Annotated in this window: 26 protein-coding genes and 1 pseudogene; 20 read left to right on the top strand and 7 right to left on the bottom strand. The window is 41.9% G+C overall.

Annotated elements, in window-relative coordinates:
• Nucleotides 1–13: 13 nt before the first annotated feature.
• The 4 genes from EJP82_RS12315 to EJP82_RS12300 are packed head-to-tail and all read left to right on the top strand — an operon-like array spanning nucleotide 14 to nucleotide 5,178.
• A complete protein-coding gene (locus EJP82_RS12315; RefSeq protein WP_127192367.1) occupies nucleotides 14–1,969 on the top strand; it encodes an alpha-amylase family protein in 1,956 nt (651 codons plus the stop codon).
• Between the two features lie 3 nt (nucleotides 1,970–1,972).
• On the top strand, nucleotides 1,973–3,145 hold the full coding sequence (locus EJP82_RS12310) for a sugar ABC transporter substrate-binding protein (protein WP_127192366.1): 1,173 nt from the start codon (nucleotides 1,973–1,975) through the stop codon (nucleotides 3,143–3,145).
• A complete protein-coding gene (locus EJP82_RS12305; protein ID WP_127192365.1) occupies nucleotides 3,142–3,801 on the top strand; it encodes a dihydrofolate reductase family protein in 660 nt (219 codons plus the stop codon). The genes EJP82_RS12310 and EJP82_RS12305 overlap by 4 nt, the downstream gene beginning before the upstream one ends.
• 15 nt (nucleotides 3,802–3,816) lie before the next feature.
• Nucleotides 3,817–5,178, top strand: a complete 1,362-nt coding sequence (locus EJP82_RS12300) for an MATE family efflux transporter (RefSeq protein ID WP_127192364.1) — start codon at nucleotides 3,817–3,819, stop codon at nucleotides 5,176–5,178.
• Between the two features lie 16 nt (nucleotides 5,179–5,194).
• On the opposite strand, the gene EJP82_RS12295 is transcribed toward EJP82_RS12300, so the two are convergent.
• Both EJP82_RS12295 and EJP82_RS12290 read right to left on the bottom strand, forming a co-directional pair.
• Entirely contained in the window at nucleotides 5,195–6,064 is an 870-nt protein-coding gene (locus EJP82_RS12295; protein ID WP_127192363.1) for a DegV family protein, read from the bottom strand.
• A gap of 132 nt (nucleotides 6,065–6,196) precedes the next feature.
• Nucleotides 6,197–6,610: a hypothetical protein gene (locus EJP82_RS12290; protein ID WP_127192362.1), complete on the bottom strand. Its 414-nt coding sequence runs from the start codon at nucleotides 6,608–6,610 to the stop codon at nucleotides 6,197–6,199.
• A 132-nt stretch (nucleotides 6,611–6,742) separates the two neighbouring features.
• Here EJP82_RS12290 and EJP82_RS12285 point away from each other — a divergent pair, with 132 nt between their 5' ends.
• Complete coding sequence (locus EJP82_RS12285; protein ID WP_127192361.1) at nucleotides 6,743–7,123, top strand: DUF423 domain-containing protein; 381 nt, start codon at nucleotides 6,743–6,745, stop codon at nucleotides 7,121–7,123.
• Between the two features lie 103 nt (nucleotides 7,124–7,226).
• Here the strand turns inward: EJP82_RS12285 and EJP82_RS12280 are convergent, their stop codons facing one another.
• Both EJP82_RS12280 and mtnK read right to left on the bottom strand, forming a co-directional pair.
• A complete protein-coding gene (locus tag EJP82_RS12280) occupies nucleotides 7,227–7,784 on the bottom strand; it encodes a hypothetical protein (RefSeq protein ID WP_127192360.1) in 558 nt (185 codons plus the stop codon).
• Nucleotides 7,785–8,090: 306 nt separating this feature from the next.
• On the bottom strand, nucleotides 8,091–9,314 hold the full coding sequence (mtnK, locus tag EJP82_RS12275) for an S-methyl-5-thioribose kinase (protein ID WP_127192359.1): 1,224 nt from the start codon (nucleotides 9,312–9,314) through the stop codon (nucleotides 8,091–8,093).
• A gap of 198 nt (nucleotides 9,315–9,512) precedes the next feature.
• On the opposite strand from mtnK, the gene EJP82_RS12270 reads away from it, so the two are divergent.
• From EJP82_RS12270 to sufB, 6 genes are all read left to right on the top strand, one after another.
• Nucleotides 9,513–9,986 (top strand): Dps family protein, encoded by a 474-nt coding sequence (locus EJP82_RS12270; protein ID WP_127192358.1) that lies wholly within the window; start codon nucleotides 9,513–9,515, stop codon nucleotides 9,984–9,986.
• Nucleotides 9,987–10,299: 313 nt separating this feature from the next.
• On the top strand, nucleotides 10,300–11,082 hold the full coding sequence (sufC, locus tag EJP82_RS12265) for a Fe-S cluster assembly ATPase SufC (RefSeq protein WP_127192357.1): 783 nt from the start codon (nucleotides 10,300–10,302) through the stop codon (nucleotides 11,080–11,082).
• Nucleotides 11,083–11,100: 18 nt separating this feature from the next.
• Complete coding sequence (sufD, locus tag EJP82_RS12260) at nucleotides 11,101–12,402, top strand: Fe-S cluster assembly protein SufD (RefSeq protein ID WP_127192356.1); 1,302 nt, start codon at nucleotides 11,101–11,103, stop codon at nucleotides 12,400–12,402.
• The gene (locus tag EJP82_RS12255) at nucleotides 12,399–13,613 is read left to right on the top strand and encodes a cysteine desulfurase (protein ID WP_127192355.1); all 1,215 of its coding nucleotides are present in this window, start codon (nucleotides 12,399–12,401) and stop codon (nucleotides 13,611–13,613) included. Before sufD ends, EJP82_RS12255 begins: the two co-directional genes overlap by 4 nt.
• Nucleotides 13,613–14,041, top strand: a complete 429-nt coding sequence (gene sufU / locus EJP82_RS12250; RefSeq protein ID WP_127192354.1) for a Fe-S cluster assembly sulfur transfer protein SufU — start codon at nucleotides 13,613–13,615, stop codon at nucleotides 14,039–14,041. The genes EJP82_RS12255 and sufU overlap by 1 nt, the downstream gene beginning before the upstream one ends.
• Nucleotides 14,042–14,054: 13 nt before the next feature.
• Nucleotides 14,055–15,452, top strand: a complete 1,398-nt coding sequence (sufB, locus tag EJP82_RS12245; protein WP_127192353.1) for a Fe-S cluster assembly protein SufB — start codon at nucleotides 14,055–14,057, stop codon at nucleotides 15,450–15,452.
• A gap of 148 nt (nucleotides 15,453–15,600) precedes the next feature.
• Here the strand turns inward: sufB and EJP82_RS12240 are convergent, their stop codons facing one another.
• The 3 genes and pseudogenes from EJP82_RS12240 to moaD all read right to left on the bottom strand — a co-directional run bounded on the left by EJP82_RS12240 (nucleotide 15,601) and on the right by moaD (nucleotide 17,706).
• Nucleotides 15,601–15,774: an aspartyl-phosphate phosphatase Spo0E family protein gene (locus EJP82_RS12240; protein ID WP_127192352.1), complete on the bottom strand. Its 174-nt coding sequence runs from the start codon at nucleotides 15,772–15,774 to the stop codon at nucleotides 15,601–15,603.
• A gap of 49 nt (nucleotides 15,775–15,823) precedes the next feature.
• Nucleotides 15,824–16,876 carry an HD-GYP domain-containing protein gene (locus tag EJP82_RS12235; RefSeq protein WP_127192351.1) on the bottom strand — a complete coding sequence of 351 codons (1,053 nt, stop codon included), beginning with the start codon at nucleotides 16,874–16,876 and terminating at the stop codon, nucleotides 15,824–15,826.
• 94 nt (nucleotides 16,877–16,970) lie between these two features.
• Nucleotides 16,971–17,706 (bottom strand): annotated as a pseudogene (moaD, locus tag EJP82_RS12230) (molybdopterin converting factor subunit 1).
• Nucleotides 17,707–17,853: 147 nt separating this feature from the next.
• Here moaD and EJP82_RS12220 point away from each other — a divergent pair.
• From EJP82_RS12220 to EJP82_RS12180, 9 genes are all read left to right on the top strand, one after another.
• Nucleotides 17,854–19,296, top strand: a complete 1,443-nt coding sequence (locus EJP82_RS12220; RefSeq protein WP_127192348.1) for a bifunctional metallophosphatase/5'-nucleotidase — start codon at nucleotides 17,854–17,856, stop codon at nucleotides 19,294–19,296.
• A 106-nt stretch (nucleotides 19,297–19,402) separates the two neighbouring features.
• Nucleotides 19,403–20,506, top strand: a complete 1,104-nt coding sequence (locus tag EJP82_RS12215; protein ID WP_127192347.1) for an HD-GYP domain-containing protein — start codon at nucleotides 19,403–19,405, stop codon at nucleotides 20,504–20,506.
• Nucleotides 20,507–20,576: 70 nt separating this feature from the next.
• Nucleotides 20,577–21,710 (top strand): radical SAM/CxCxxxxC motif protein YfkAB, encoded by a 1,134-nt coding sequence (yfkAB, locus tag EJP82_RS12210; protein WP_127192510.1) that lies wholly within the window; start codon nucleotides 20,577–20,579, stop codon nucleotides 21,708–21,710.
• 15 nt (nucleotides 21,711–21,725) lie between these two features.
• Complete coding sequence (locus tag EJP82_RS12205; RefSeq protein WP_127192346.1) at nucleotides 21,726–23,075, top strand: hemolysin family protein; 1,350 nt, start codon at nucleotides 21,726–21,728, stop codon at nucleotides 23,073–23,075.
• A 139-nt stretch (nucleotides 23,076–23,214) separates the two neighbouring features.
• Nucleotides 23,215–23,952, top strand: coding sequence for a helix-turn-helix transcriptional regulator (locus EJP82_RS12200; RefSeq protein WP_127192345.1), 738 nt, complete (start codon nucleotides 23,215–23,217; stop codon nucleotides 23,950–23,952).
• A gap of 30 nt (nucleotides 23,953–23,982) precedes the next feature.
• The gene (locus tag EJP82_RS12195; protein ID WP_127192344.1) at nucleotides 23,983–24,702 is read left to right on the top strand and encodes a transglutaminase-like domain-containing protein; all 720 of its coding nucleotides are present in this window, start codon (nucleotides 23,983–23,985) and stop codon (nucleotides 24,700–24,702) included.
• Between the two features lie 160 nt (nucleotides 24,703–24,862).
• Entirely contained in the window at nucleotides 24,863–25,081 is a 219-nt protein-coding gene (locus tag EJP82_RS12190) for a spore coat associated protein CotJA (protein ID WP_127192343.1), read from the top strand.
• Nucleotides 25,020–25,355 carry a spore coat protein CotJB gene (locus EJP82_RS12185; RefSeq protein ID WP_281278193.1) on the top strand — a complete coding sequence of 112 codons (336 nt, stop codon included), beginning with the start codon at nucleotides 25,020–25,022 and terminating at the stop codon, nucleotides 25,353–25,355. Before EJP82_RS12190 ends, EJP82_RS12185 begins: the two co-directional genes overlap by 62 nt.
• 49 nt (nucleotides 25,356–25,404) lie before the next feature.
• Nucleotides 25,405–25,634, top strand: a 230-nt coding sequence (locus tag EJP82_RS12180; RefSeq protein WP_211350094.1) for a manganese catalase family protein, incomplete at its 3' end; no start/stop codon positions are given.

Below are 25,634 nucleotides of genomic sequence, written 5' to 3'. Positions count from 1 at the left end.
GAGATGATTGTTCATGTCTAGCCAGAGTCGGTTGAAACAAGTCTATCACTTCTTAGCACACAACAAGCATATCGAGGACGAACCTGTATGGATACCATCGATATGGAATGAATGTGGCTATTCGGAAGTGCTTGATACGAAGGATGGAGAAATTAAAGTACAGTTCCAACCATTTATGCTTCATCATCTTCAGTACGTATTTGATCTATCTAGTCATTATTATTACACCGAAAATAAAAACTTGGACGACAGTGTCATTTATTCAGCGCTTGTCCGCTACTCTGCCGCTTGGGATTATCTACATGATGGGGAGATTCAATCGGGGACATTTCTTCGATTTATGATTTTGCTACCCTTACTCAAGAAAATGGGTGTAAATATTCTGTATCTACTTCCAGTTACTCGGTACAGCAATCTGCATTTAAAAGGGGATATCGGGTCCCCATATGCGGTACAGAGCCTCTTTGAATTAGATGATCAACTGCATGATCCTTTATTAAACGATATGGTAGGTTTTACAATTCATGATGAATTGACCGCTCTTGTAGAGGCATGTCATCTCCTTGATATCAAAGTGGTTGTCGATTTCATTCCCAGAGTAACAGCGCGCAATAGTGAATTTATTAAAGAATATCCTGATTGGGTGTATTGGATTTGGAATGATGCGCTGGAGGGATTTGCTCCGCCGAATATTCCTGAGCTAGGATTCTTCGAGGAATGCCGACCTGATAAGCTAGAGACGGTGTATCGAAGTGTGGAAACATCTTCCTTCCTGAAGAAATTTGCTCAGCCACCCAATGAGCTAAATCCAGTATTGTGGCAGCGGCTTAAGCTTCGTTCGGAGCAAACAGGAGAAGAGCTTCTACAATTAGTTGAAGCAGAGATGGGGATTACAACAGCCCCAGCGCATTCTGATTGGATTAATGATGTGCAGCCGATTTGGACAGATATTACTTTTTATAGATTGTATAAAGATTTCTCACCCCAAGTAAGGTCATATTTACAGGAGGGACAACCCCCATATGTACTGTTTGATACGATCAAATGTAATTTATATCCTGGGGATGAGCCGAATCAAGAATTATGGGATAAGTTGATCGAAGCTATTATCTTTAATTTGGATACGTATAGAATCGATGGATTTCGAATTGATATCGGACATGTTTTACCGGTTCCGCTATTAGAAGAGATGTTCAAGAAAATCAAAGAAATCCGCCCCCAAGCCATTCTCATAAGTGAAGATTTATTCAATCGTAATCATCATAAGGCAGTAAAGACGGGTTACAACGTTATGCTGGGCAGCGGTTGGAATGTAATGACAGATATATCTATTAATACTTTGATGATGTACGTAAAGGAATTGCCAGAACTTCAAATCCATGTATTTGCTTGCTCAGAGACAGCGGACACACCAAGAATTATGAGTCGTGGTGGAACTAGTCTAGCGCGCATGATGAGCGTCTTTAATCATTTCTTACCTAATGCCATTCCTTATCTAACTACAGGGATCGAAGTGAACGAAATACAACCTTTGAACTGCGGCTTGGGTGATAATACAGGCGGTGCAGAAATTCCAAGAGCTTTCTTTAACAAGCTGAAATTGAATTGGAGTAACCCTAAGCCGATGATTCCACTTCTGCAGCAGTTGAACCTCTGTAAGAAAGAGCATCTTAATCTGGTCCAGCCAAGCCACTTTTTCCTACCTGATCATCAAAATGATGTGCTGATTTATGCCTACCTTAAAGGAAATGAATTGTTGATTGGGTGCTTTAATTTAAATGATGAAAAGCCGCAGTCAGTAAATACCGACAGTATATTTCCGGTTGTGGGGGGATTCGATGTACTCATTGACAGTGAAGATCGATCTGATGATTTGAAGAAGAATCTTAAACAATTTGTGATGCAACCCAATCAAGCAATGATTCTATATCATGATAGGATTAACCAATTGAAAGTAGGGAGTGCATAGGAGATGAGAGAGCAGACTGATGTGAGTAGAGAATTGGTTATTTGGCACGAGTTTGATGGTCCAGGAGATACATCGATTGAAGTTCTGGAGCAGCTATGTCGGGAATATTCTCAGAGTCATGGTATTCAAGTTACACCAAAAGTGATGAACATAAGCGAATTGGAGTCCAGACTTTATGATGTAGCTAGTACTGGAGACGGCCCACATATGGCTTTTGTTCCAGCAGATATGACTGGATTTGGTATGCGATCACGGTACTCTATTGTTCCAACCGAAATTTGCAATCTCGTAGAGTCTTTTGGTTCAGAGTCATTAGTATCGATGCAGTTAGAAGGACAGCAATATGGAGTTCCAGTCCTCAAGGGTAACCATCTAGTACTTTATTATAATAATGAAATTTACCCAGAAGCCCCTGCGTCATGGGAGGAAATCAGGGAAAGTGGTACTGAGTTGATAAGTAAAGGGATTACTCCAATTGCAGGTGACTTTGAACAGCCCTATTGGTTTATTCCGTTTCTTACAGCATTTGGAGGCTGGCCTTTGAAAGAGGGAAGACCTAATTTTTTGAATGACGAAATGAAGCTGGCATTGCAGTTTGTGTATGATCAAGCAGAAGCTGGGCTTTTAGAAAGTATGAATGGTTCAATTGAATTATTGGAGCGGTTCATCGCTGGAGAAGTTGGGGCCATAGTGTGTGGGGAATGGATATTTAATTATTTGGATGGTCAATTGGGTCAAAAGTTAGGTGTCGGTAGTCTACCTTCTGTTCAAGGCAGAACGTCGATCTCCATGTCTTCTGCGATCGGATTAGTGTATCCCAATGATTCACTAGAATCAGAACTCAGGGAAGACATTCTATCATTCACATCATTTATGTTAAGTGAGGCAAGTCAGTGGGCATGGGGAACTCAAGTACAGCGAATTCCTATTCACCCTGTAGTTCTGGAGCAGCTTATGGACACGGTCTCATACACAAGAAGGGAACTGATATCGCTACAGAAGGGTAGCCGCTACATTCCAATCAGTCCTTACATGAATGCCGTTTGGAAGAGTATTCAAGCCGGACTTCAGCTATTACTTCAGCAAGGAGTTAGCATTGCCTTCCATACTATGGAGCAAACATACTGGAACGAATTAAAGCAAGATAATTCCTTAAGAGAGAAGGTTGAACAATGAAAACGAGTATATTCAGTCAAATCTCAATCGATGGGAAATTAACCTTAGGTGCAGGACAATCAAGCAAACCCTTGTTTAGTCTATTTAATAATCAAGATATTGAATATATTCATAAATTTCGTGGTAAGGTCGATGGAATTATGGTCGGGAAGAATACAATTAGTACTGATGATCCTTACCTTACTAACCGGTTCGAAGAGAATAAGAACCCGATTCGCATTATTCCTACCCGGAGAATGGACATCCCAATGGATAGTCATGTATTAAATGATGAGGGAAGAACCATTATCGTTACGACGGAAAATGGTCAGGACGAATACAAAATTAACATGTTGCGTGAACGAAATGTAGAGTGCTTGATCTGTGGTAAAGATGAAGTCGATTTCTCACTCTTAAACTATCGGTTGGAAACTGAATTTGGCATCACAAGTTTGATGGTTGAAGGTGGGGGCTTCTTGAACTGGCATGTATTCAAACAGGATTTGGTAGATGAGATTATTCTGATGCAACTGCCGATTATCATTGGAGGAGCATCTAATATTACACTCGTAGATGGTGCGGGATACAACGAGTTAGAGTTTGCTAAAAGATTCAAAGTAGCAGAAGTTTTACCGCAGGATAACTACACTTTACTACGATATCTAAAGGCTATATAACTAGGAGGAAATGATATGCAAGATCATATCAAGAGAGATTTCTATGCAAATGTATATAAAATTGCGGTTCCCGTAACGCTTCAGAGCCTCATCATGGCGTTACTTGCCTTAACGGATCAGTTAATGGTGGGTCAACTTGGAGATGTGGCGATCGCTTCAGTAGGGATGTCCACCAAAATATACGGAATCATTTCCGTTGTTCTAGCGGGTTTGGCGATGGGTGTCTCCGTCTATGCGGCACAGTTCTGGGGCAAACAAGATCGAAAGAGTATTTCTCAGATCCTCGGTATTGGCCTGTTCTGCGGATTTATCTTGTCGTTCTTATTCACTTTGCTGGTGTATTTCAAACCTGAGATGTGCTTAAGTATGTTCACAACTGACGAACGTGTCATCGGAGATGGATACATTTTTCTGGAGATAATGGCACTTAGCTATGTTCCAACCATGCTCACGATGATGTATTCAGCAATTCTTCGCAGTACGACTCATGTAAAGCTACCGATGTTTGTAAGTCTGTTCACGGTATGTCTGAATATTATATTGAACTATCTGTTGATCTATGGAAAGTTTGGTTTTCCAGAATGGGGATTGAAGGGTTCGGCGGTAGCAACACTAATTTCTCGGCTCGTGGAATGTATCGTAATCATCGGTGCAGTATACAAATTTCGGCTTCCGGGTTCCGTAGACTTCTCAAATTTGTTTGGAGCGCGCAAGCCATTGGTGTCCAAATTTTTTCAAACAACGTATCCAATCATTTTGACCGAGCTCATATGGGTACTTGGAGAAACTGTTTATGCAGTTATTTATAGTAGGATGGGAACCGCTGAGATGACTGCCATGACGATTACCTTTCCGCTTCAAGGGTTAAGCGTCGGGTTGTTATCAGGCTTGGCCAGTGCTGGAGGAGTCATGGTAGGGAATAAATTGGGCGCTGGAGAGGAAAGTTTGGCACTACAGTACGCCAAGCGATTTATTAATTTAGGAATAATGATCTCTTTGGGTGTAGGTGTAATCATTGCATTAGCAGCTCCTTTATATGTGTCAGCATTTAATGTCTCTGAAGATGCTCATCAATTGGGGATATACCTCGTTTGGGTATTTGCTGCGTTCCTATGGGTGAAGGTAGCGAACATGATCATGGCTGGGGGGATACTAAACAGTGGGGGAGACAGCAAATTCGTATTTGCCATGGAATCCACGGCTACGTGGTTGATAGGAGTTCCCTCCGGGCTATTGCTATCTTTTGTCTGGAAGCAACCGATCTATCTCGTCTATTTGGTTCTCTCGTTAGAAGAAGTAGTTCGCTTCGGATTTGGATTAGCCCGGATTCACTCTAAAAAATGGATCAAGAATTTGGTGAAAGATATCGCCGCTTAATTGCGGAGGAACATGATTAAAGAATTTCTGAGACAGATGGTTTTTTTGTATACATGATCCCAATCGTATGTTTGCCGCAATGACTCGAGATAACACAACCGGCTTCAGTTACTGCTACTTCACGTGCTCCGGTTTGTTCTCTTAGGATCGCAGCCAATCGAAGGGCTTCCTCTTCCGCGAATGAATGGGCAACGATAATCAAATCATTGTCCATCAAGTCTCGGTTCGCTAACGTGTTGTCCAACATTTGTTGGACAGCTTTTTCTTTTCTACCACGAACTCTATAAGCTGGAATGATTCCTCCATCTACAACCTTCAGTACGGGCCGAATTTGCAGCAAACTGCCGATGAAATTTTGCATGCCTGAGCAGCGGCCCCCCTTATATAAATACTCCAGCGTATCGATAACAAACTCCGTTTCAACCAGTGGCCGATAGGTCTCTACTAGAGACACGATTTCATTCAGACTGCTGCCACTTTCCGCTGCTCGAACTGCCTTCATAACTAAAAGGCCGATTCCACTACATAAGTTGAGGGAGTCGACAATACGTATACGATCCTCCGGAAATTCAGCGGCGGCAATGCGAGCATTCTGATAAGTGGATGAAAGCTCTGAAGATAGGCTGATATATAAGATATCCTCCCCGCGTTCAATATGGGGGCCGAAAGCGTCCATAAAGTCTTTAGGCGAGGGTGCTGTTGTCTTAGGTAACTTGTCTGATTTCTCTACCTGCTGATAAAGATCAGCTGGTGTAATTTCTGTCCCATCCTTGTAGCTCTCTTCATCAAACACAACATAAAGTGGAATGATCCCAATGTGATATTGGCTAATCCAAGCTGCAGGTAGATCTGAAGTGCTATCCGCAAAAACTTTGACTTTTGACATAAGTATCTCCTTAAGTTCATTTCATATAAATCTATTATAGCTAAAAGAGAGAGGGTTTAACATCATCAATACATTACTATCGAAATACCTGTGTAGGAAATACTTCTTGTAGAACTTCCGAGAATGGATCTACTAGCTAATCATGCTACCTATAACGAATAAGATAATCATAAGTAATATTGAAATGCAAGAGAGTACTAATCCGAGGATTACAAATACTTTTTTTCGGTTTTTGATTACGAGCCCGACAATTCCCAAAATTAACGAAACCATATTCAATACCCCAGCCACGACAAATATTAGGAAGCCAACAATGACGCCGGATTGCTGAACTAGTTCCTCTCCGGACATTTCACCTGATAGGAGTACAATGTCATTTACGCCCGTGGCAATAATTCCAATCGCTGCGATATAACCTATAATAGCTAGCAAACTGATGATAAAAGACGCGATGCCTGGACCAGAATGTTTGCGGACTGCCACCGTATTGTTTGGCTGGATTGTGTTATATGGAGCGTTTGATTCAGTTAGGTTAATATGATCCATTCTTTAATCTCCTTTGGGAACATAGTCATTCGTTTCACTACTACTTAATTTTCCATAATCTAAGCTGAAATTCAAGTTTTCGTTTGCATTTTATGCCTCATTCTGGCAAAGTGATGGCGAGGAGGCGAAATAATGCAGCGTAAATATGTAAGGATTGGTGCCGTTTTGATGTCTCTTGCGGTGGCTCTCGGCGCTTTTGGTGCTCACATTTTGGAGCCCATAATCGGTGAGAAAGCGACTGGAACTTATGAGACCGGAGTTCACTATCATATGATTCATGCTTTAGGGATTCTCATTACTGCACTGTTAGCCGGGAAGCTGGGGGAGTCTCGTAAATGGCTTTGGGCGAATCGATTATTCGTCATAGGTATTGTTCTGTTCTCTGGAAGTTTATATTTGATGGCTATTACTGGATGGAAATGGCTAGGTCCAATTACTCCACTCGGGGGCATATCCTTTATTGTCGGCTGGTTACTCTTAGCATCGGCCGCATGGACTAACCAATCGAAGTAAAAGTTTATGGATGAACATGAAATTTCAAACAAAGAGGTTGCCCCACAAGTATTGATATATCTACTTGGGTGCAGCCTCTTTTTTACACTGTCACAAAATATAGTTAAGTCTCAATAAAATCAATAATTTCGCTTAGGTTAAACGTATACACTTGCTTCTCGTCTACATGGTACACATTCATAGCATACGTTTCTGGTATAAAGTTCAAAATTCGGCAAGGGATACTTGTACGCACGCCATTACGTATAACTGATAGACGGATGAGTCGATTCTCAGAAATATGTTTTTGAATCCAAGCTCCAAAATCCCCGTTGTTAGCCATACTAGCGAAGTTGTCGCTTAGGGGTTTAGTGGGTTTGTTTTTTTCTTTTGCTGGTGGAGAAGGGGGAGCTTGTGATACTTTCTTCTTGTCTTGAGCAGTAGCTGTTAGTCGTTTGTAAGAGTTTGAGATGAAGGTTTGCTTCTTCGCGACCAAAAGGGATTCTATGATTGAACCTAATTCGATTCCTGAGTTAATACGGTAATCAATTATATTCTCAGCGTTGTTTAGCAACTGTAGCAGCGCTTGCAGTGCCAGTGCATTGGATTTGTCCTTTACCAAAATTTCAATATTGAACAAATACCCCAATTCCTCATGGTTGTTTTGATTATGATTATCCATATTTCCCCCAAAAAAATCAATTTGCTGATGTAGAAAGTAGGAACTAAAGAAAAAAATAAATCAGGATAAACTTTAGTTCAATCTACAATTATTAGAATAGGTGATTTACTATTCAATACGAATTCTCCTTCTAATAATAGCACCGCTGGATGTACAATCATAGTCCCAAAGTCCTTTGTGATCAATCATTTTTCATCAAAATATATCCGACTTATAAATTTAGTTCAAAAGTTCTATGCATCAATATAATTAAATAGGTCAAAAGTTCATTTTAAAAAAAAGAATAAATTGGTATTATACGGAGCTTTAAAGACTAACTCCTTCTGTTTGGACAATTTGCTTTGTTAAATCGATGATTTCATCGATGGATGAAGTGGATCGTCCGTATTTCAGGAGCGCTTTGCCTATTTGTAATGCCGTGACCTTTGCCTGGTGACGGAGTTCATCATCTTGGATCGTCTCAATGTCGGCTACGTGCGAGAGACCTACGATCCGGCGAATCATTTTACATCCAGCGAACCCAACAGCATCCCGTAGTACTTTTTGAATATATAAATTTTGATAACCGGGTGTTTTGGAGATGGGGTCGATCCCATAATCGTTCCACAACCTGCGGAAATGGTTCTCGAATTGATCCCAAACATTTTTAATGGATGTAAGGAGCCATTGTCTACGTTCCTCTAGAAGCTCAGTATTGTCACTCCAACCTGGTTGAGCAGTGAAATTCAATAGTAAATTGGCTATGATTGCCCCAAGATCGAAACCCATAGGACCATAAAAAGCAAACTCGGGGTCAATTACCTTGGTTGACTGCGCTGTAACAAAGATACTCCCCGTGTGTAAATCTCCGTGAAGAAGTGCTTCTCCGTGCGTAAGAAATTTCTCGCGTAGAAGTGCAACCTCCAAGTGAAGTTCAGTATCCTCCCATAGTTGTTTGACCTCTAGAATAATATCTTCAGAAAAATCATTATTAGGCACATCGCGATAAGGGTCTTCGAAAATGAGATCCTCGGTGATTTTGCACAAATCAGGATTTACGAAACGGGCCGCTTGCTCCTTCTTACGCTGCTGATTCATGCCAAGATCAGAGGTGTAGAAAAGGGTGTGGGCGATAAATCTACCGATATGTTCGGGAAATCGTGGATAAGTGTTACCGTCAATCAGACCTTTTCTCATGATGGTGTGATCGGAGAGATCCTCCATAACTGTTATCGCTAGTTCTTGGTTGCCACCGTAAACGATAGGTACGAGATCGGGGCATAAGGTGTGCTGGATTACCAGTGCCTCACGTTCGATGCGCGCACGATCTAGGCTTAGTGGCCATGATTCACCTACAACTTTGGCGTAGGGCAAGGCCTGCTTAACAATAAGACTCTTTGCGGAGATTGGGTCTTCAATTTTGAAGACTAGATTTAAGTTACCATCACCGATTTCTTCACAACTAAGATTGGCGTCAGCAGTAAAGAAATCAGGAATGGAACGTGCATAGACGATGGCATTCTCAAGGGATAAAGGATAATATTGCGACACGATTTAGACACCTCCACGAATATATGATGTTACAAAAGTCGTTGCAAACCAAATGGTGTTAAAATATAGAGTTAGTATATCGGAAAAGGTAGTGATTTTAAATCCTTATACCTGATTTATTAATCCAAGTCTTGGGTAAATAGAAATATAAGAACGTTAGTCAATTTGACATAATAATCAGAAATGAGGGATTTCATCATGGCAAAAACAGATTCGAGTACTTCAAATAAAGTGGTTGCATCAAATCTGGATAAGGTATTAGGCGAACAGGTGGCCAACTTGAATGTATTGTATGTGAAACTTCATCATTATCATTGGTATGTTAAGGGTGAGAATTTTTACACTCTACATGTTAAATTTGAAGAACTATACAACGAGGTTACATTAATGATGGATGCGATTGCTGAGCGTCTAATTACGCTTCAAGGCAGTCCGGCGGCAACAATGAAAGAATATTTGAAGCTAGCTACGATCCAGGAAGCATCGGGTAAGGAAGAGAGTCAGAGGATGGTTCAAACTCTGATTGAAGATTTCGCTACACTTTGTGAATCCTTCCAGGTAGGTATCGAACTCGCTGAGAAGGACAACGACCAAGTAACTGGGGATCTACTTACAGGTTTACAAGGTGACCTTGAGAAACACATGTGGATGCTTCGTTCCTTTTTGGGATGAAAGCTAATCTAAAATCTGTTTAATTATTGCGGACTTAGCCGAGAAATAAGGCTAAGTCCGTTTGTTTTCGACAAATTCTAAGGTGGAGGAATTTACTATGAGGAATTATATAGTACAGAAGCCGTAGTTAAGCTAAGAGGCATTGATTAAGCTATACAAGTGCGATAGAATGGAATGAGAATCAATGATAATCAGTAATAATAATTCTCAACTGAGAATGATTATGGTATAATCAGTTTAACTTCAGGGAGGTGTCCCTGTAATAATACACGTAATATCAAATAATTGACGACAATTGGAAGGAGCTATAAATATGGCTACACATTTCGTGATTGAAGGTCTTAAAGCGACAATTGAGGGGAAACAAATTCTCAAGGGGATCGATATTGAAATAAAGGGCGGCGAAATTCACGCGATTATGGGTCCAAACGGAACAGGTAAAAGTACACTTGCTTCCGCACTGATGGGCCATCCTAAATATGAAGTGACTGAAGGTAACGTAACCCTGGACGGGGAAGATGTTCTGGAAATGGCAGTCGATGAACGCGCTCGCGCAGGTCTATTTTTGGCGATGCAGTATCCAAGTGAAATTGCAGGAGTAACCAACTCCGACTTTCTTCGCAGTGCAATCAACTCGCGTCGTGGCGAAGGTAATGAAGTATCACTAATCAAATTCATTCGTCAAATGGAAGGCAAAATGAAGGAACTCGAAATGAATCCTGAGTTTGCACACCGTTATTTAAATGAGGGCTTCTCTGGTGGAGAGAAGAAACGTAATGAAATTCTACAAATGATGTTGCTAGATCCAAAGATCGTTGTGTTGGACGAGATCGATTCGGGTCTTGATATCGATGCCCTACGGATCGTAGCAAATGGTGTGAATGCTATGCGTAGCGAAGAGCGTGGCTTCCTAATTATTACCCACTATCAACGCTTGCTTAACTATGTTAAGCCGGATTTCGTACACGTTATGATGCAAGGACGTATCGTTAAATCTGGTGGTCCAGAATTGGCAGAACGTCTAGAACAAGACGGTTACGATTGGATCAAAGAGGAACTTGGTATTGAGGACGAGACTGTCGGTCAAGAAGCCTAATTGGAAGGAGGAATAGAGATGACTACACAAATACTTCTTCCGGTGGAATCAGACCAGCTTAAGAAAGCTTCACTAAGCAATGGAGAGCCAGCTTGGTTGACTGAGAGCCGTGTGAATGCACTTGGGCTTGCTGCTGAACTGGATCTGCCGAAACTGGAAAAAATGAAAATTGAACGCTGGAATATTCAAGATTTCGGTGCCTTACGTCAAAATCGACAAGAAATATCGCAGCAACTTCCAGAGAGTGTTGCATCGCTTGTTGAACTTGGAGATCAAAGTAACCTGATTGTACAACGAAATGGTGATGTTGTATTTTCTCGTATATCCCCTGAATTAGCTGCTAAAGGTGTGATTTTCACTGATCTGGAAACTGCGGTTCGGGATCATGCGGATCTAGTGAAGTCTTACTTGCACACAGCAGTAAAATCGGATGAAAACCGACTTACAGCGCTACATGCAGCACTTTGGAATGGAGGCGTGTTCCTCTACGTTCCAAAGAATGTAGTAATTGAAACACCTCTGCAAAGTATTTTCCTGCTGGACGATACAACAACTGTATTCTCACCTCACGTACTCATTGTGGCAGAATCCAATAGCCGTGTGACATACGTTGATAACTATATATCTGGAGAGTTTAGCGATAAGATCGTGCATAATGGTGCTGCTGAAGTGTTCGTGAAGTCTGGGGCTAAAGTACAATTTGCTACGATTCATGAATTGAACGAAAACACGACGGACTTAATTTATCGCCGTTCGGTGGTAGAGAACGATGGTAGCATTGAATGGATCATCGGAGAAATGAACAATGGCGATTCCATGAGTGAGACTTTGTCTGTGCTTAAAGGTAATGGATCTCTATCTGATGCTAAAGTCATCGCTGTAGGTTCTGGATCACAGAAATTAAATCTTACAACAAAAGCCGTTCATTTCGGCAAGAGTTCAGATAGCCAGATGATTACCCGTGCTGTTATGCGCGAAAAATCAACGGCCATTATTAATGGGATCACAAAGATTGAAAAGGGCGCTACCAAGGCAAACGGAGAACAGACGGAAAAAGTATTAATGCTTAGTCCTAAAGCCCGTGGGGATGCAAATCCGATTCTTCTGATTGATGAAGATGATGTAACAGCAGGTCACGCTGCATCAGTAGGTCAAGTCAATCCAGAGCAGATCTATTATTTGATGTCTCGGGGAATTTCTCGTGAAGTAGCAGAACGTTTGGTTATTTACGGATTTTTGGCTCCAGTTGTGTCAGATATTCCACTTGAGCAATTGCAACATCAACTGCAGGAATTGATCGAAAGGAAGTTGGGTCAATGAATGCCGAACTGATCAAAGAGCAATTTCCTATTCTACATCAGGAGATTAACGGTCATCCTCTTGTCTATCTAGACAGTGCGGCGAGTTCTCAAAAGCCCAAAGTCGTATTAGATGCTCTGAAGCATTATTACGAGTGGGATAACGCTAATGTGCATCGTGGTGTTCATACGCTCGGTAGCCGGGCAACGGATGATTATGAAGGTGCACGTGAGAAGGTGGCTCGGTTTATCGGGGCATCCCACACGGAGGAGATCATTTTCACAAGAGGAACGACGACAGCTCTGAACATCGTGGCTTCATCATATGGTCCTGCGGTTCTACAAGAAGGCGATGAAATCGTCATAACACAGATGGAACATCATAGTAATCTGATTCCTTGGCAACAACTTGCACTGAGAACTAAGGCCGTACTGAAATATATCCCTCTTCAGTCTGATGGAAATGTCGCACCCCAGGATGTTGAGAAGACAATTACAAGTCGAACCAAAATTGTAGCAATCGCTTATGTATCGAATGTGCTCGGTGTAGTGAATCCGGTGAAACAAATTGCCGAAATCGCACACCGGCACGGAGCGGTCATCGTAGTAGACGGTGCACAAAGTACACCGCATATGAAAGTGAATATGCAAGATTTGGATTGTGATTTCTATACTTTTTCTGGTCATAAAATGTGTGCACCGACAGGTATTGGAGTATTATATGGTAAGAAGCATTTATTAGAGTCCATGGAACCGGTAGAATTCGGCGGAGAAATGATCAATGACGTTGGTCTTTATGAATCCACGTGGAAGGAGCTTCCTTATAAGTTTGAAGGAGGTACTCCGATCATTGCTGGAGCCGTTGGACTAGGGGCTGCGATTGATTTCTTAGAAGCTATCGGCATGGATGAAATTCATCGGCATGAAACGAAGCTGGCCATGTATGCGATGGATCGCTTGTCTGAAATTGAAGGGATTACACTGTATGGACCCCGCGATCGCGAGGTTGGGTTGATCACATTCAATTTGATGGACGTTCATCCGCATGATGTAGCGACTGTACTGGATGCATCTGGCATTGCCGTTCGGGCGGGGCATCATTGCTGCCAACCTTTGATGCGTTGGCTTCAAGTTAACTCTACGGTGAGAGCCAGCTTGTATTTATACAATACAGAGCAAGACATCGATGCACTGGCGAAGGCTTTAATCCAAACAAAGGAGTATTTTGGATAATGCAACTTGACGATTTGTACCGCCGCGTAATTATGGATCATTATAAAACTCCACGAAATCGTGGTAAATTTGATAACGAGACTTTGACGGTGGAGTTGAATAACCCTACCTGTGGGGATCGTATTTCCCTTCATCTTGTTATTGAGGACGATATTGTGAAAGATGCCCGTTTTACGGGTGATGGTTGTTCCATCAGTATGTCTTCTGCGTCCATGATGACAGAGGCAGTTAAAGGTCGTACTTTTGCTGAAGCAATGGATTTGGCTGACCGATTCTCCTGTCTGATGAAAGGTGAACCGGCGGAATTTGATGATTATGAAGATATAGAAGCTTTATCTGGAGTTAATAAATTTCCTGCCCGAATCAAGTGTGCCACGCTTGCGTGGAACGCGCTGAAGAAGGGTATTAACGAAGAGTCCAAACAATAAGGGGGTATCAGCTATGGCTAAGAAAGCGCCTGATATGGAAGAGTACCAATATGGCTTTAGAGATGAACATAAATCAATTTTCCAAACGGGCAAAGGATTAACCCGTGAAGTTGTCATGGAAATCTCCAAGATTAAGAATGAACCTGAGTGGATGCTGGACTTCCGTCTGAAGTCACTAGCACAATTCGAGAAGATGCCTCTTCCTACATGGGGCGGAGAGCTCGAAGGACTTGATTTCGAGGATATCCAATACTACGTAAGACCATCGGAGAAACAAGGGAAGACGTGGGAAGAGGTTCCTACTGAAATCAAAGAAACATTTGATAAGCTTGGAATTCCAGAAGCGGAACAGAAGTTTCTAGCGGGTGTGTCGGCACAGTATGAATCCGAGGTAGTTTATCATAGCATGCAAAAAGAACTGGAAGATCAAGGTGTTATCTTTACAGATACGGATACGGCGTTACGTGAGTACCCAGAGCTTTTGCGTGAGTACTTTGCAACTGTAATCCCTCCAGCAGATAATAAGTTTGCAGCATTGAATAGTGCGGTATGGTCTGGGGGTAGCTTCATTTATGTGCCGAAGGGCGTAAAATGTGAAGTTCCATTACAAGCCTACTTCCGAATCAATTCGGAGAACATGGGACAGTTTGAACGTACGCTCATTATTGCCGATGAAGACAGCTTTGTGCACTATGTAGAAGGATGTACGGCTCCAATCTACAGTACGAACTCCCTACACAGTGCTGTTGTAGAAATCGTCTGCAAGAAGAACGCACGTGTACGTTATACGACGATTCAGAACTGGGCACCAAATATCTATAATCTCGTAACCAAACGTGCGGTAGCTGAAGAGAATGCAACGATGGAATGGGTCGATGGAAACATTGGTTCCAAACTGACGATGAAATATCCAGCTGTTATTCTTAAAGGACGTGGGGCGAAGGGGAGCGTACTTTCCATCGCTGTTGCGGGTAAAGGCCAACATCAGGATGCTGGTGCCAAAATGATCCATCTGGCTCCAGATACAACGTCCACCATCATTTCGAAATCGATCAGTAAGCATGGAGGTAAAGTAACCTATCGTGGGTTGGCTTCCTTTGGTCGTAATGCGGAAGGTGCGAAATCCAACATTAAGTGTGATACTTTGATTATGGATAACGAATCCACTTCAGATACAATCCCTTACAATGAAATCATGAACGATAACATTATGCTTGAGCACGAAGCGACGGTGTCGAAGGTATCGGAAGAGCAGCTGTTCTATCTGATGAGCCGCGGCCTTACTGAAGCGGAAGCAACACAAATGATCGTAATGGGTTTCATTGAACCGTTCACTAAAGAACTTCCAATGGAATACGCGGTTGAGATGAATAGACTTATCAAGTTCGAAATGGAAGGTTCCATTGGTTAATTTGATTAATCATAAATCTCGCCATACGTAAAAATACGTGTCCCGTTGTGACTTGTACACTCCCTGTGTTCAAGTCTCACGGACACGTATTTTAATTTGCGTTAGCACTCCAATTAGAGGGTATAAAATTAGACCTAACCTGTTAGGGCTAGGCCTTCTTTAAAAATGGGACGCGTCTCTGCATTCGCAATAGATTGTATTCGTTAAGTACGGCGTCAAGTTGTTGACTTGTCTCGATAACTTCTTGGTCGGCAAGGCGTTTATTGGCACATAGTTTATTCAATTCCAACCGGAGAATTTCGATCTTACTGACAATTTCCAAAATGAACAGCTCCTAATAATCAGACCGCGGGAGTCTTACTATTTATGTACTACATATACACTTCGGATATAGATATCTCTCGCTCCTTGGATAAGTCCACGAATCCAGAGTCAGTTCGTACTAAAGGGCGAAAGAAATCGGTCTGATTCGTCATGATGATGGAGCCGATTTCACCGGAAGAGAGAAGCACGTTCTTACCGATAAAGTTAGGTAGTAAATGTTTGATGAGGGCCTGAGTAGGCTCGGGGCTAAGCTTACCAAAACTAAGGGAATTCAATTCGCGAAGTACAGCCAGGAATTCATGCTTGGACTGATATACCCGATTTGAAGTCATAGCGGTATATACATCAGCTACGGCCGTGATCTTGGCATAAGGATGGATCTGCTTGTCCAGCAGGCCTTGCGGATATCCGCTTCCATCATCACGTTCATGATGCTGTAAAGCGACTATTGCTGAAATCTCATCGTCCGTGGAATTGAGGATGATGTCATGGCCATAGATAGTATGACGTTTCACTTCTTCAAATTCCTCAGGCGTAAGTTTACCGGGCTTGGATAGAACATCCTGATCCAGCTTACATTTACCGATATCGATTAAATAACCAGCTTTACTGACCTCATAAGCCTCTAGCTTTGAATAACCGAGCCAAGAAGCGATATAATAGGAGAGCATTCCAACTTGTAAGGAGTGATTGTACGTGTAATTGTCATTGCCACTATCAGACAGTAACAGAAGGAGAGAGACAACATCCTTCTGGCCGCCCAAATTGTTAACCATAGGTTGTAGCAGATCATCGACTTTAGCATCGTCGTATGTACCATTTGATAGTGCTGACAGAAAAATGTCCTCAAATCCATCAACAGCTTCGTCGAAGAACGGTTTTATCTTTTGGATGGTATCTGAGGTTGAATTGTTTGGCTGGAAATAATGTTCAACTGTGTGAGGTTCGATTTCTACGTAATCAATACCATGTTGCATGAGTTTCACAATCGCATCACTGGATAAAGACGATTCTTTTTGGAGAACCAATACGCCATAATTGTTAAAGACGTCACCTTTAAGACGATCACCTGGACTTAGATCCATAATATGTATTTTCAAGGATATTGGCACCTCATTATAAATGCGATTTTTCCTTAATAATATCAGGTAATATATGGATTGACAATCATGATTTGTGCCTTTAGTTGCTAGTTTAAGAGAGTTGTCCCGGTGCAGTGGGGTCCCAAGGTCCTTGTCCATGACCTTTCCACTCGGTTCCATCGTCCCAGATCTCTTTCTTCCATATAGGTACAATTTGTTTGAGTCTTTCAATTGCATAACGACTAGACTCGTAACAATGAGCACGATGCGGCGAAGATACAGCGATAACGACACTGCTCTCAGTTATTTCTACTGTACCGATTCGGTGACTAATGGCGCAAAGAGTTCCAGGCCACTGTTGCTCCACTTCGCTCCCGATTTGACGTAATTTAGTCAACGCCATAGGGATATAAGCTTCATATTCTAAGTGAAGGGTACGTTGTTCTCCAGTCATCTCCCGGGTCGTACCAATGAAAGTTAGCGTTGCACCATGGTTGGCGGTAATAACCTTTTGTGTAATGGATTCAATACATAAAGGTTTTTCAGTAATGGTATACCTGTCGTCATCGGAGGGAATAGTTGTATTTTTCGGCTTCATGCTAGCCTCCCGAAACAGGTGGTATCAAAGCAACTTCATCTGTTGATGTGATGAGGACTTCCCCACGTGCATATTCTTGGTTAACGGCTACAAAAGAAACAGCAATCAAGGAAGCTGCTGCAGGGTAGTTCTCAGTAAGAATTTCTTTTAACTGATCAACTGTTACACTAGCTTCTGTTGTTGTGAATGTAAGTCGAGATGTGCCAATTCGATCGGCCAGCCCGGCAAATAGAGCGATTATTATTTCCATATATATTCACCTCGGTATGGTTGGTAGACACCTATAATATATCATATATGAGGAGACAATGATTTAAAATGAGGTATATAATATTATAAGGATAATGAGCTAGGTAAGGCCAGATATACAAGGATAAACCAAGGAGGGAATGCCATCTTGCAGGATACGGATCAGGATATATTAACGATACTGTATACTAATGATTTACACAGCCACTTTGGTGCCATGGGACGTATTTCCGCCATGGTGAAGGAGCAGAGGGGTCAAAATGAAGCTTGTACGCTCCTCCTTGATATCGGAGATCATATGGACCGGGCAGCGCCGGAAACGGAAGGGACAATGGGACAAGCTAACGTAGATGTTCTTAATTTGACGGGATATGATGCCATCACGATCGGTAACAATGAAGGTCTAACATTTACTCCAGAATTGTTAAATCAAGCTTATGCAGGATTGGTCTGCCCCGTTGTATGCGGTAATATCTTGGAGATAGGCCAAGGAAAGCCTCCAGTATGGATGAAGGAGGATCTGATTGTTCATAAGGGTCCATTCACGATTGGACTTGTTGGTGCGACGGTGGCATATGCTGATTTCTATGAATTACTTGGACTAGAGGCTCTGGATCCGAAGACGACCATCATGAAATCCGTAGAGCGGCTACGTCCTCAGGTTGATCTCATTGTTGTGATGTCTCATCTCGGGCTTCCTTTTGATAAAGAACTTGCCGAAGTGGTCCCTGATATCGATCTGATCATTGGAGGGCATACACATCATTTACTTGAGGAACCGCTATATATAGGTAGAACAGCGATTACTGCGGCTGGGAAATTCGGACGTTATCTCGGGAAATTCGTGTTTGAGCGAGATCGTGAGCTAGGGAAGCTTGTTGTGAGGGAAGCGAGATGCCTTCCAGTTGAAGATGGTCCAGAGGATCACAGGATTCTGAATGCAATTGCGATTCACAAAGAGCAAGCCGAAATCCGAATGCAGCGAACCGTTGCAGTTATTGAAGAGGATATAACTATAGACTACCGCTCTGAATCACCGTTTGGTAATTTACTTGCGCAAGCGGTTAGGAGATATACCGATAGCGATCTATCGATAGTGAATAGCGGACAATTATTAGCTGATCTTCCGGCTGGTGAGATTACTGAAGGAATGCTGCATGAACGGTGTCCATCCCCTATTAATCCGTGCAGGATGAGTCTTACGGGGGAAGATATTCTCTATACCTTGGAGCAATCGTTACTTCCTGAAGAAAGTGACCGAGTTATTTATGGCTTCGGATTTCGGGGGAAGGTACTAGGTGGGATTTGTGTGGATGGCATGGAAATTATATACAATAAGGTGGGATTGCCTTATAATAAAATTCTTCAGGCCAGTGTTAGTGGTGTGCCGATTGCTCGTGATAAAATTTATGTTGTTGGAACGCTGGATATGTTTACATTCGGTATCGGTTATGAACGATTGAAGTGTGGAAGGGATAAGGAGTTTATGCTTCCTGACTTTTTACGTGATCTGCTTAGAATAGAGTTACAGACGCCCGGGGCAGTAGCAAATTGTTTTCTTTCCAGATGGAATAAGGAAACAAAGTTATAATGTTTTTATATTTTTCCCGATATATATCGTAACTTCTATAAATGGATAGGATGAGTTTTATGTTAGACAACACATTATTTATTTTTATTTGGGACGGAGTGGAGTTATGCGGTTAGTATCTATTGACTCCTTGTTACCTGGAATGAAACTTGGTAAGAAAATATATAGTGAGGACGGTATAGTCTTACTATCTGAGAATGCGGAATTGAACGATACGATTATCCGACGATTAAAGTTACATGGTCTGGAATTGGTGTATATTTCCGACCCTCGGACTGATGATATCGTGATCCATGATATGATAGAAGACGAGACTCGTCTACGTGCACTTGGTGAGATCCGGGCAAATTACCATCAATTGATGGCTCCAGTAACGAAAGGTTTAGTCTACCCATATTTGGGTAAAGTGTTCTCTAATCTAGTTGAGACCATTATGGATGACCTTGCTGCAAGGGAAGACGCGATGATTATGCTTATGAACATAAACAGCATGGATCAATATCTCTACCGTCATTCGTTGAACGTGTGTATCTATACAGTCCTATTGGGCCAAATCCATGGATATAGTAAAGATGAACTGACAACGCTGGGCCTAGGTGCATTGCTGCATGATATAGGAAAGACTAAAATACCTCTTTCTCTGCTCAATAAACCTGCGAGTTTGAGTGATGAGGAATACAAACTAATGAAGACCCATACGGATATAGGATTCAAAATACTTAAGGATGAGCCAGGAATCCCTCTTATCGCAGCTCACTGTGCTTATCAACATCACGAGCGTTTGGATGGTAACGGTTATCCTCGAGGAATTAAAGGGAATGAGATTCATGAATTCGCCCAATGGATTGCCATTGCTGATGCGTTCGATGCCATGACGACCCACCGGGTATATCGATCAGCGATGCTTCCTCATCAAGCTTTGGAAGTATTGTATACCGGATGCGGCCACTGGTACGATAAATCGAAGCTGGAGGTATTTAGGGACCGAGTTGCGATTTATCCATTAGGGATGATGGTGAAACTTAGTACAGGGGAGCGAGGAGTTGTCGCCAAGATTCACGGTCTCATTCCAAATCGTCCTGTTATTCGCATATTAAACGATGAATTCGGTGTGGAAGTAAAGTCTCCGTATGATGTGGATTTGTCTACGCAATTATCCGTTGTTGTTACTGAAGTAGATGGTATGGGGCTTAATGGGAACGTTGGTTAGTCAGGTGAAGTTAATATGGACCAAGCAAACTTAGATAATTATAAAGATAAGGTGAGTAAACATAATGATAATGAACAACAATACAGACACAGACAGAATTTCTACTATAAGTCCGAGTTATGATCCCTGGGATCCGATTGTTTCGCTTCGGGAATTTGGTCGTCATGTACTGACTAGTGTAGAAATGACAGTTACCAATTTGTGTAATATGCGCTGTGAGCACTGTGCTGTCGGCGATAGCCTAGTGATGAAGGAACCAGAACAAATACCGCTTTCTCTTATGCTAAAGGCTTTAGATGAAGTGGAGCATCTTCGTACGATTAGTATAACTGGAGGAGAACCAACATTTAGACGCCAAACGGTGGATGAGAAAATCGTACCACTGCTTAAATATGCTAAAGAGCGTGGTATTCGCACTCAAATTAATTCGAACTTAACGCTGGACTATGAACGTTACGAGAAATTACTACCTTATCTCGACGTTATGCATATATCGTTTAACTATACAGATGAGACAGACTTTCATGAGGTTGGATTCGCCCGTAGTGGACATTCTGTTAAACCAGAAGTTGCCTTCAAGATGTATCATAAGATGATTGAAAATACGAAGCGACTTAGTGAAGCGGGAATGTTCGTCTCGGCGGAAACCATGATTAATTACCGCACATTTGATAAATTACCAGAGATTCATAAGATGATCGTGGAAATGGGCTGCCGTCGTCATGAAGTTCATCCGATGTATGCGGCTGACTTCGCAGAGGGTTTACCTGTATTATCATTGGAAGATATGCGAATGGCCATTCATTCTTTACTTGATCAACGTGATCAGGACTTATGGATGTTGTTTGGAACACTTCCGTTCTTTGCTTGTAATAGCAGTGAAGAAGACGCTAAGTTGTTACGTCGTCTTCGTCAAGAGCCAAATGTCACCGTACGAAATGATCCAGACGGTAGGAATCGTGTGAATGTCAATATGTTCACAGGAGATGTCTATGTGACAGACTTTGCAGCTATTCCGGCATTTGGTAATATAAATAAAGGAAAACTGGACGATATTTTTGGGAAATGGCTGAATGGCCATCCATTGAATCAAAAGGTGAATTGTCATTGTGATTATGCAAGTTGCTGCGGACCGAATTTGCTCGTGGCAGATATGTACTATAAAGACATTGATTTCAAATCCCGCAAAGCTATCATTTCATAGGAAAGAGGCGCTAACATGCCCGACGGACATATAGAATTTAGTAAGCTTGCTTTTAATTTATTGCTTGTCTTTATTCTCGTGATATTGAATGGATTCTTCGTTGCTGCCGAATTCTCACTCGTTAAGGTTCGCCAGTCTAGGCTGACTCAGCTAGTTAGTGAAGGGAACAAACGTGCGACGTTTGCGCTTAAGGTGAATAAGAAGTTAGATTCTTATCTATCTGCAACTCAGTTGGGAATTACCTTGGCATCTCTTGGACTAGGTTGGGTAGGTGAGCCAGCCATTTCGGAACTCTTGATTGAGCCAATCATGTACAAAATGGGTGTTACGGATACAACATTGATTTCAACGGTATCAGTAGCGATCGGGTTTGCGATTATTACATTTTTGCATATTGTCATTGGAGAGCTTGCTCCGAAATCACTGGCGATCCAGAAGTCCGAGGAAACATCTCTGTGGTTGTCGGCGCCACTTCTTTACTTTTACAGACTCTTTTTACCCGTGATATGGCTTTTGAATTCAGCTGCCAATGGGATGCTTCGTCTTGTCGGTATTGAACCAGCAGGTGAAGGAGAAGCAGCGCATTCGGAAGAAGAGATTCGTATTCTGATGAATCAAAGCGCGAAGAGTGGGGTTATTGATAAAGATGAAATGAAACTGATGGATAATCTTTTTGACTTTTCCGATATGCTAGCAAGAGAAGTTATGCTTCCACGTACGGATATGGATTGCTTATATACTCATTTATCATGGGAAGAGAACATGAAGATTGTTAGTGAAACGAAGCATTCACGCTATCCAGTAGCTGTGGAGGATAAGGATCAGATTATTGGATTTGTGCATATCACTGATCTTTTATTGCCTGAACCAGGCAAAGACCTTGACTTGACTCAAATGGTACGTCCTATTCTAAATGTACCGGAATCGATGGAAGTTAGCCAAGTGTTACGAAATATGCAGAAGAAACATGTGCAAATGACGCTCGTGGTTGATGAGTACGGTGGAACGGCGGGATTATTAACTGCTGAGGAAATTATCGAAGAGATCGTTGGCGATTTGCATGATGAATTTGAGGATGAACTTCCTGAAGTAGAAAAGCTTGCAGACGGAGTTTATTCTGTAGACGGCCGTTTATTGATTGAAGAGGTTAATGATTTAATCGGAATTAGCATTGAAGATGATGAGGTGGACTCCATCGGAGGCTGGCTGTTTAAAGAGCTAGAAGGTGCTCCGGTTAAAGGAAGGAAGAAAGAGTTCGGTGGTGCTCTATTTGAAGTCGCTGAATCGGCAAGATTACGTATTACACGTGTGAAAATTACCAAACGGAAAGTCAAAGTGCTTGAAGAGGTTGAGCAAGAGAACTAATTAATTTATCTATTGAAGATAGGGACTCCTGTCCGGAGCTAACTATAATGTGACCCACAAGAAGGACACTTTGCAAAAAGTTGCCCTTTTGTGGGTCATTTATGTATTAACCAGAGTTTCTTGGAAGGGAAAAACAGCGATGCTAAATATATTATTTAAAGAAGAAGCGGTATTATTCTCCATAGATTCTCTAAATGCTGAAGAACACCGTCATCATATGCTGCAAATCATTTATGCGGTGGTAGAGCCTATTGAAATAACGATTGGAGAGGGTAGCTTCCATACAAAGTTTGTTATTATCGATACTAATGTTGTACATAAGGTAAACTCATATGGAACAGCTACGCACAATGTGCTGGTTGATCCCAGCTCCGTTTTATATACATATATTTATACTGACTTGTTAAAGCAACAGCGGCATGTTTGTATAGATTCCGACTGGTCCAATTATAATATTGAATCTTCCGATCAACTATATGAAGTTATTCAAGGATTAGTAAACATAAAGTCGAAGAGCGTTGAGCTCATGTCCCTGGAGCAAGGTGAACATATGGATGAAGCTATAACTGAAATGCGTCGCACAGGCAAGTTTTATTCCCAAACCGAGATGGCTTCCCGTTTAAACTATTCACCGAGCCATTTCTCCCGATTGTTCTCAGAAAAGTATGGTGTTGCTTATAGTAGTTATATCATTTTACTTAAATTGAGAAGTGCCTTTATCTTTATACATAAGGGATATTCACTAACTCGTTCTGCTCATGAAGCGGGCTTCAGTCATTCTGCCCATTTGGCGGCAGTTGCCAAGAAGACTCTGGGCATGTCGCTAACGCAAATAACGAAAGATAGCATAAATTTGAAAGTCATCGACTCTAAGTAACGTTAAGCTGTAGTTAAAGGAGTTGAGAATATGGATGTATATCTAAATGAAACTCAATTACTAAATTACAGACATCGGATGATTGAAGAGTTGATTGAATCGCATCAATGGAGAGAGATAGATTCACTGCAAGAGCAAATTTCAGCAGTCTATAATTTTGTCAGAAATGAGATCAAATTTGGTTATAACCGGGGAGATGACCTGACTGCAAGTGAAATTCTGGAGGATGGCTTAGGGCAATGTAATACGAAAAGTATACTGCTTATGGCTCTATTAAGAGGTGTCGGCGTACCTTGCAGAGTTCAGGGATTCACTATTGATAAAAAAATGCAAAAAGGTGCATTGACTGGGATCACATATACCTTGGCACCCCAAAAAATTATCCACGCCTATACGGAAATATGGGTTAATCATGAATGGCTTGCACTAGAGGGAGTCATTATTGACGATAAATTACTTGCCCAAACCAAGAATCATCTAAGTGATCAAGGAGATAAATTAATTGGGTATGGCGTTTCCGTCAAAAAAGGAGATGGATTCAATACCTGCTTCAACGGAAAGTCTACATTTATACAAGTTGCATCGGTAGTGGATCATTTAGGAACCTTTAATTCGCCGGATGAATTGTTTCAGCAATATTCGAATAACAGATTAAAGCTTAAAATGTGGATATTCAATACGTTTATGCGAAAAGGTATTAATGCTAATTTGCAGAAGATCCGCGATCAAGGTGTGAGAGAGTCAAAATAGTGAGTTGAGCTCCATTTTATGGACAAAGACGATAGGTCCCTTTGGTACAGGTAGGGGATATATCGTCTTTATTTTGCCCAGATTTTAGGTTCATTTTCTGGGCGAACGTCATATGTTAATGATGAGGAAATTGTCAGATGATAAAAAGGAGGAACTTGGTTTGAGTCATCCCCAAGAGCAATCATGGGCCCCATATATCGGCCCGTTCGATCCCTGCCCACCGATACTATGCAAGACGTACAGTACACCTCCGCAGTTGTTTATGTGTTTTCAACCGATGAATTTACCGCAGTTCAGTCCGCAGGAAGCCTTGAGACATGGCACGTTATGGCCGGCTCTATACAGTCCCTATGAATCCAGATGGGGAAAAGGACGGTGATGAAATGACATCGAAACCGCAGTGTGATCCAGAGTTTTATGAAATGCTTGAGAAATTGCAGGCCCTGGACTTTGTTCTAGTTGAACTTAATCTTTATCTCGACACTCACCCGGATGATTTACAAGCCATTGAACAATTCAATCAGTTAACTTTTGAACGGACCAATCTTGCCAATCATTTTCAACAACTGTATGGTCCCCTGCAGAACTTCGGCCGTGCCTATTCGAAGTTTCCGTGGGAATGGTCAAAAGTCCCGTGGCCTTGGCAGGTGTAGTGTTTGTTTGTAATTTTCCAAGCAAGCCAAAGGAGGGGAACGTAAAGTAATGTGGGTCTATGAGAAGAAGCTACAATATCCAGTTCGTGTAGGTAAATGTGACATCCCAATGGCCAAATTATTGCTTGAGCAGTATGGCGGTGCCGATGGGGAGTTAGCTGCGGCATTGCGGTATCTCAATCAAAGGTATACAATTCCGGACAAAGTTATCGGACTACTTAACGACATAGGCACAGAGGAATTCGCGCATCTTGAGATGATCGCCACCATGGTATATAA

It is taken from the genome of Paenibacillus anaericanus, assembly GCF_003994475.1.
Taxonomy (GTDB): Bacteria; Bacillota; Bacilli; order Paenibacillales; family Paenibacillaceae; genus Fontibacillus; species Fontibacillus anaericanus.
This window is presented reverse-complemented; position numbering and strand designations above follow the sequence as displayed.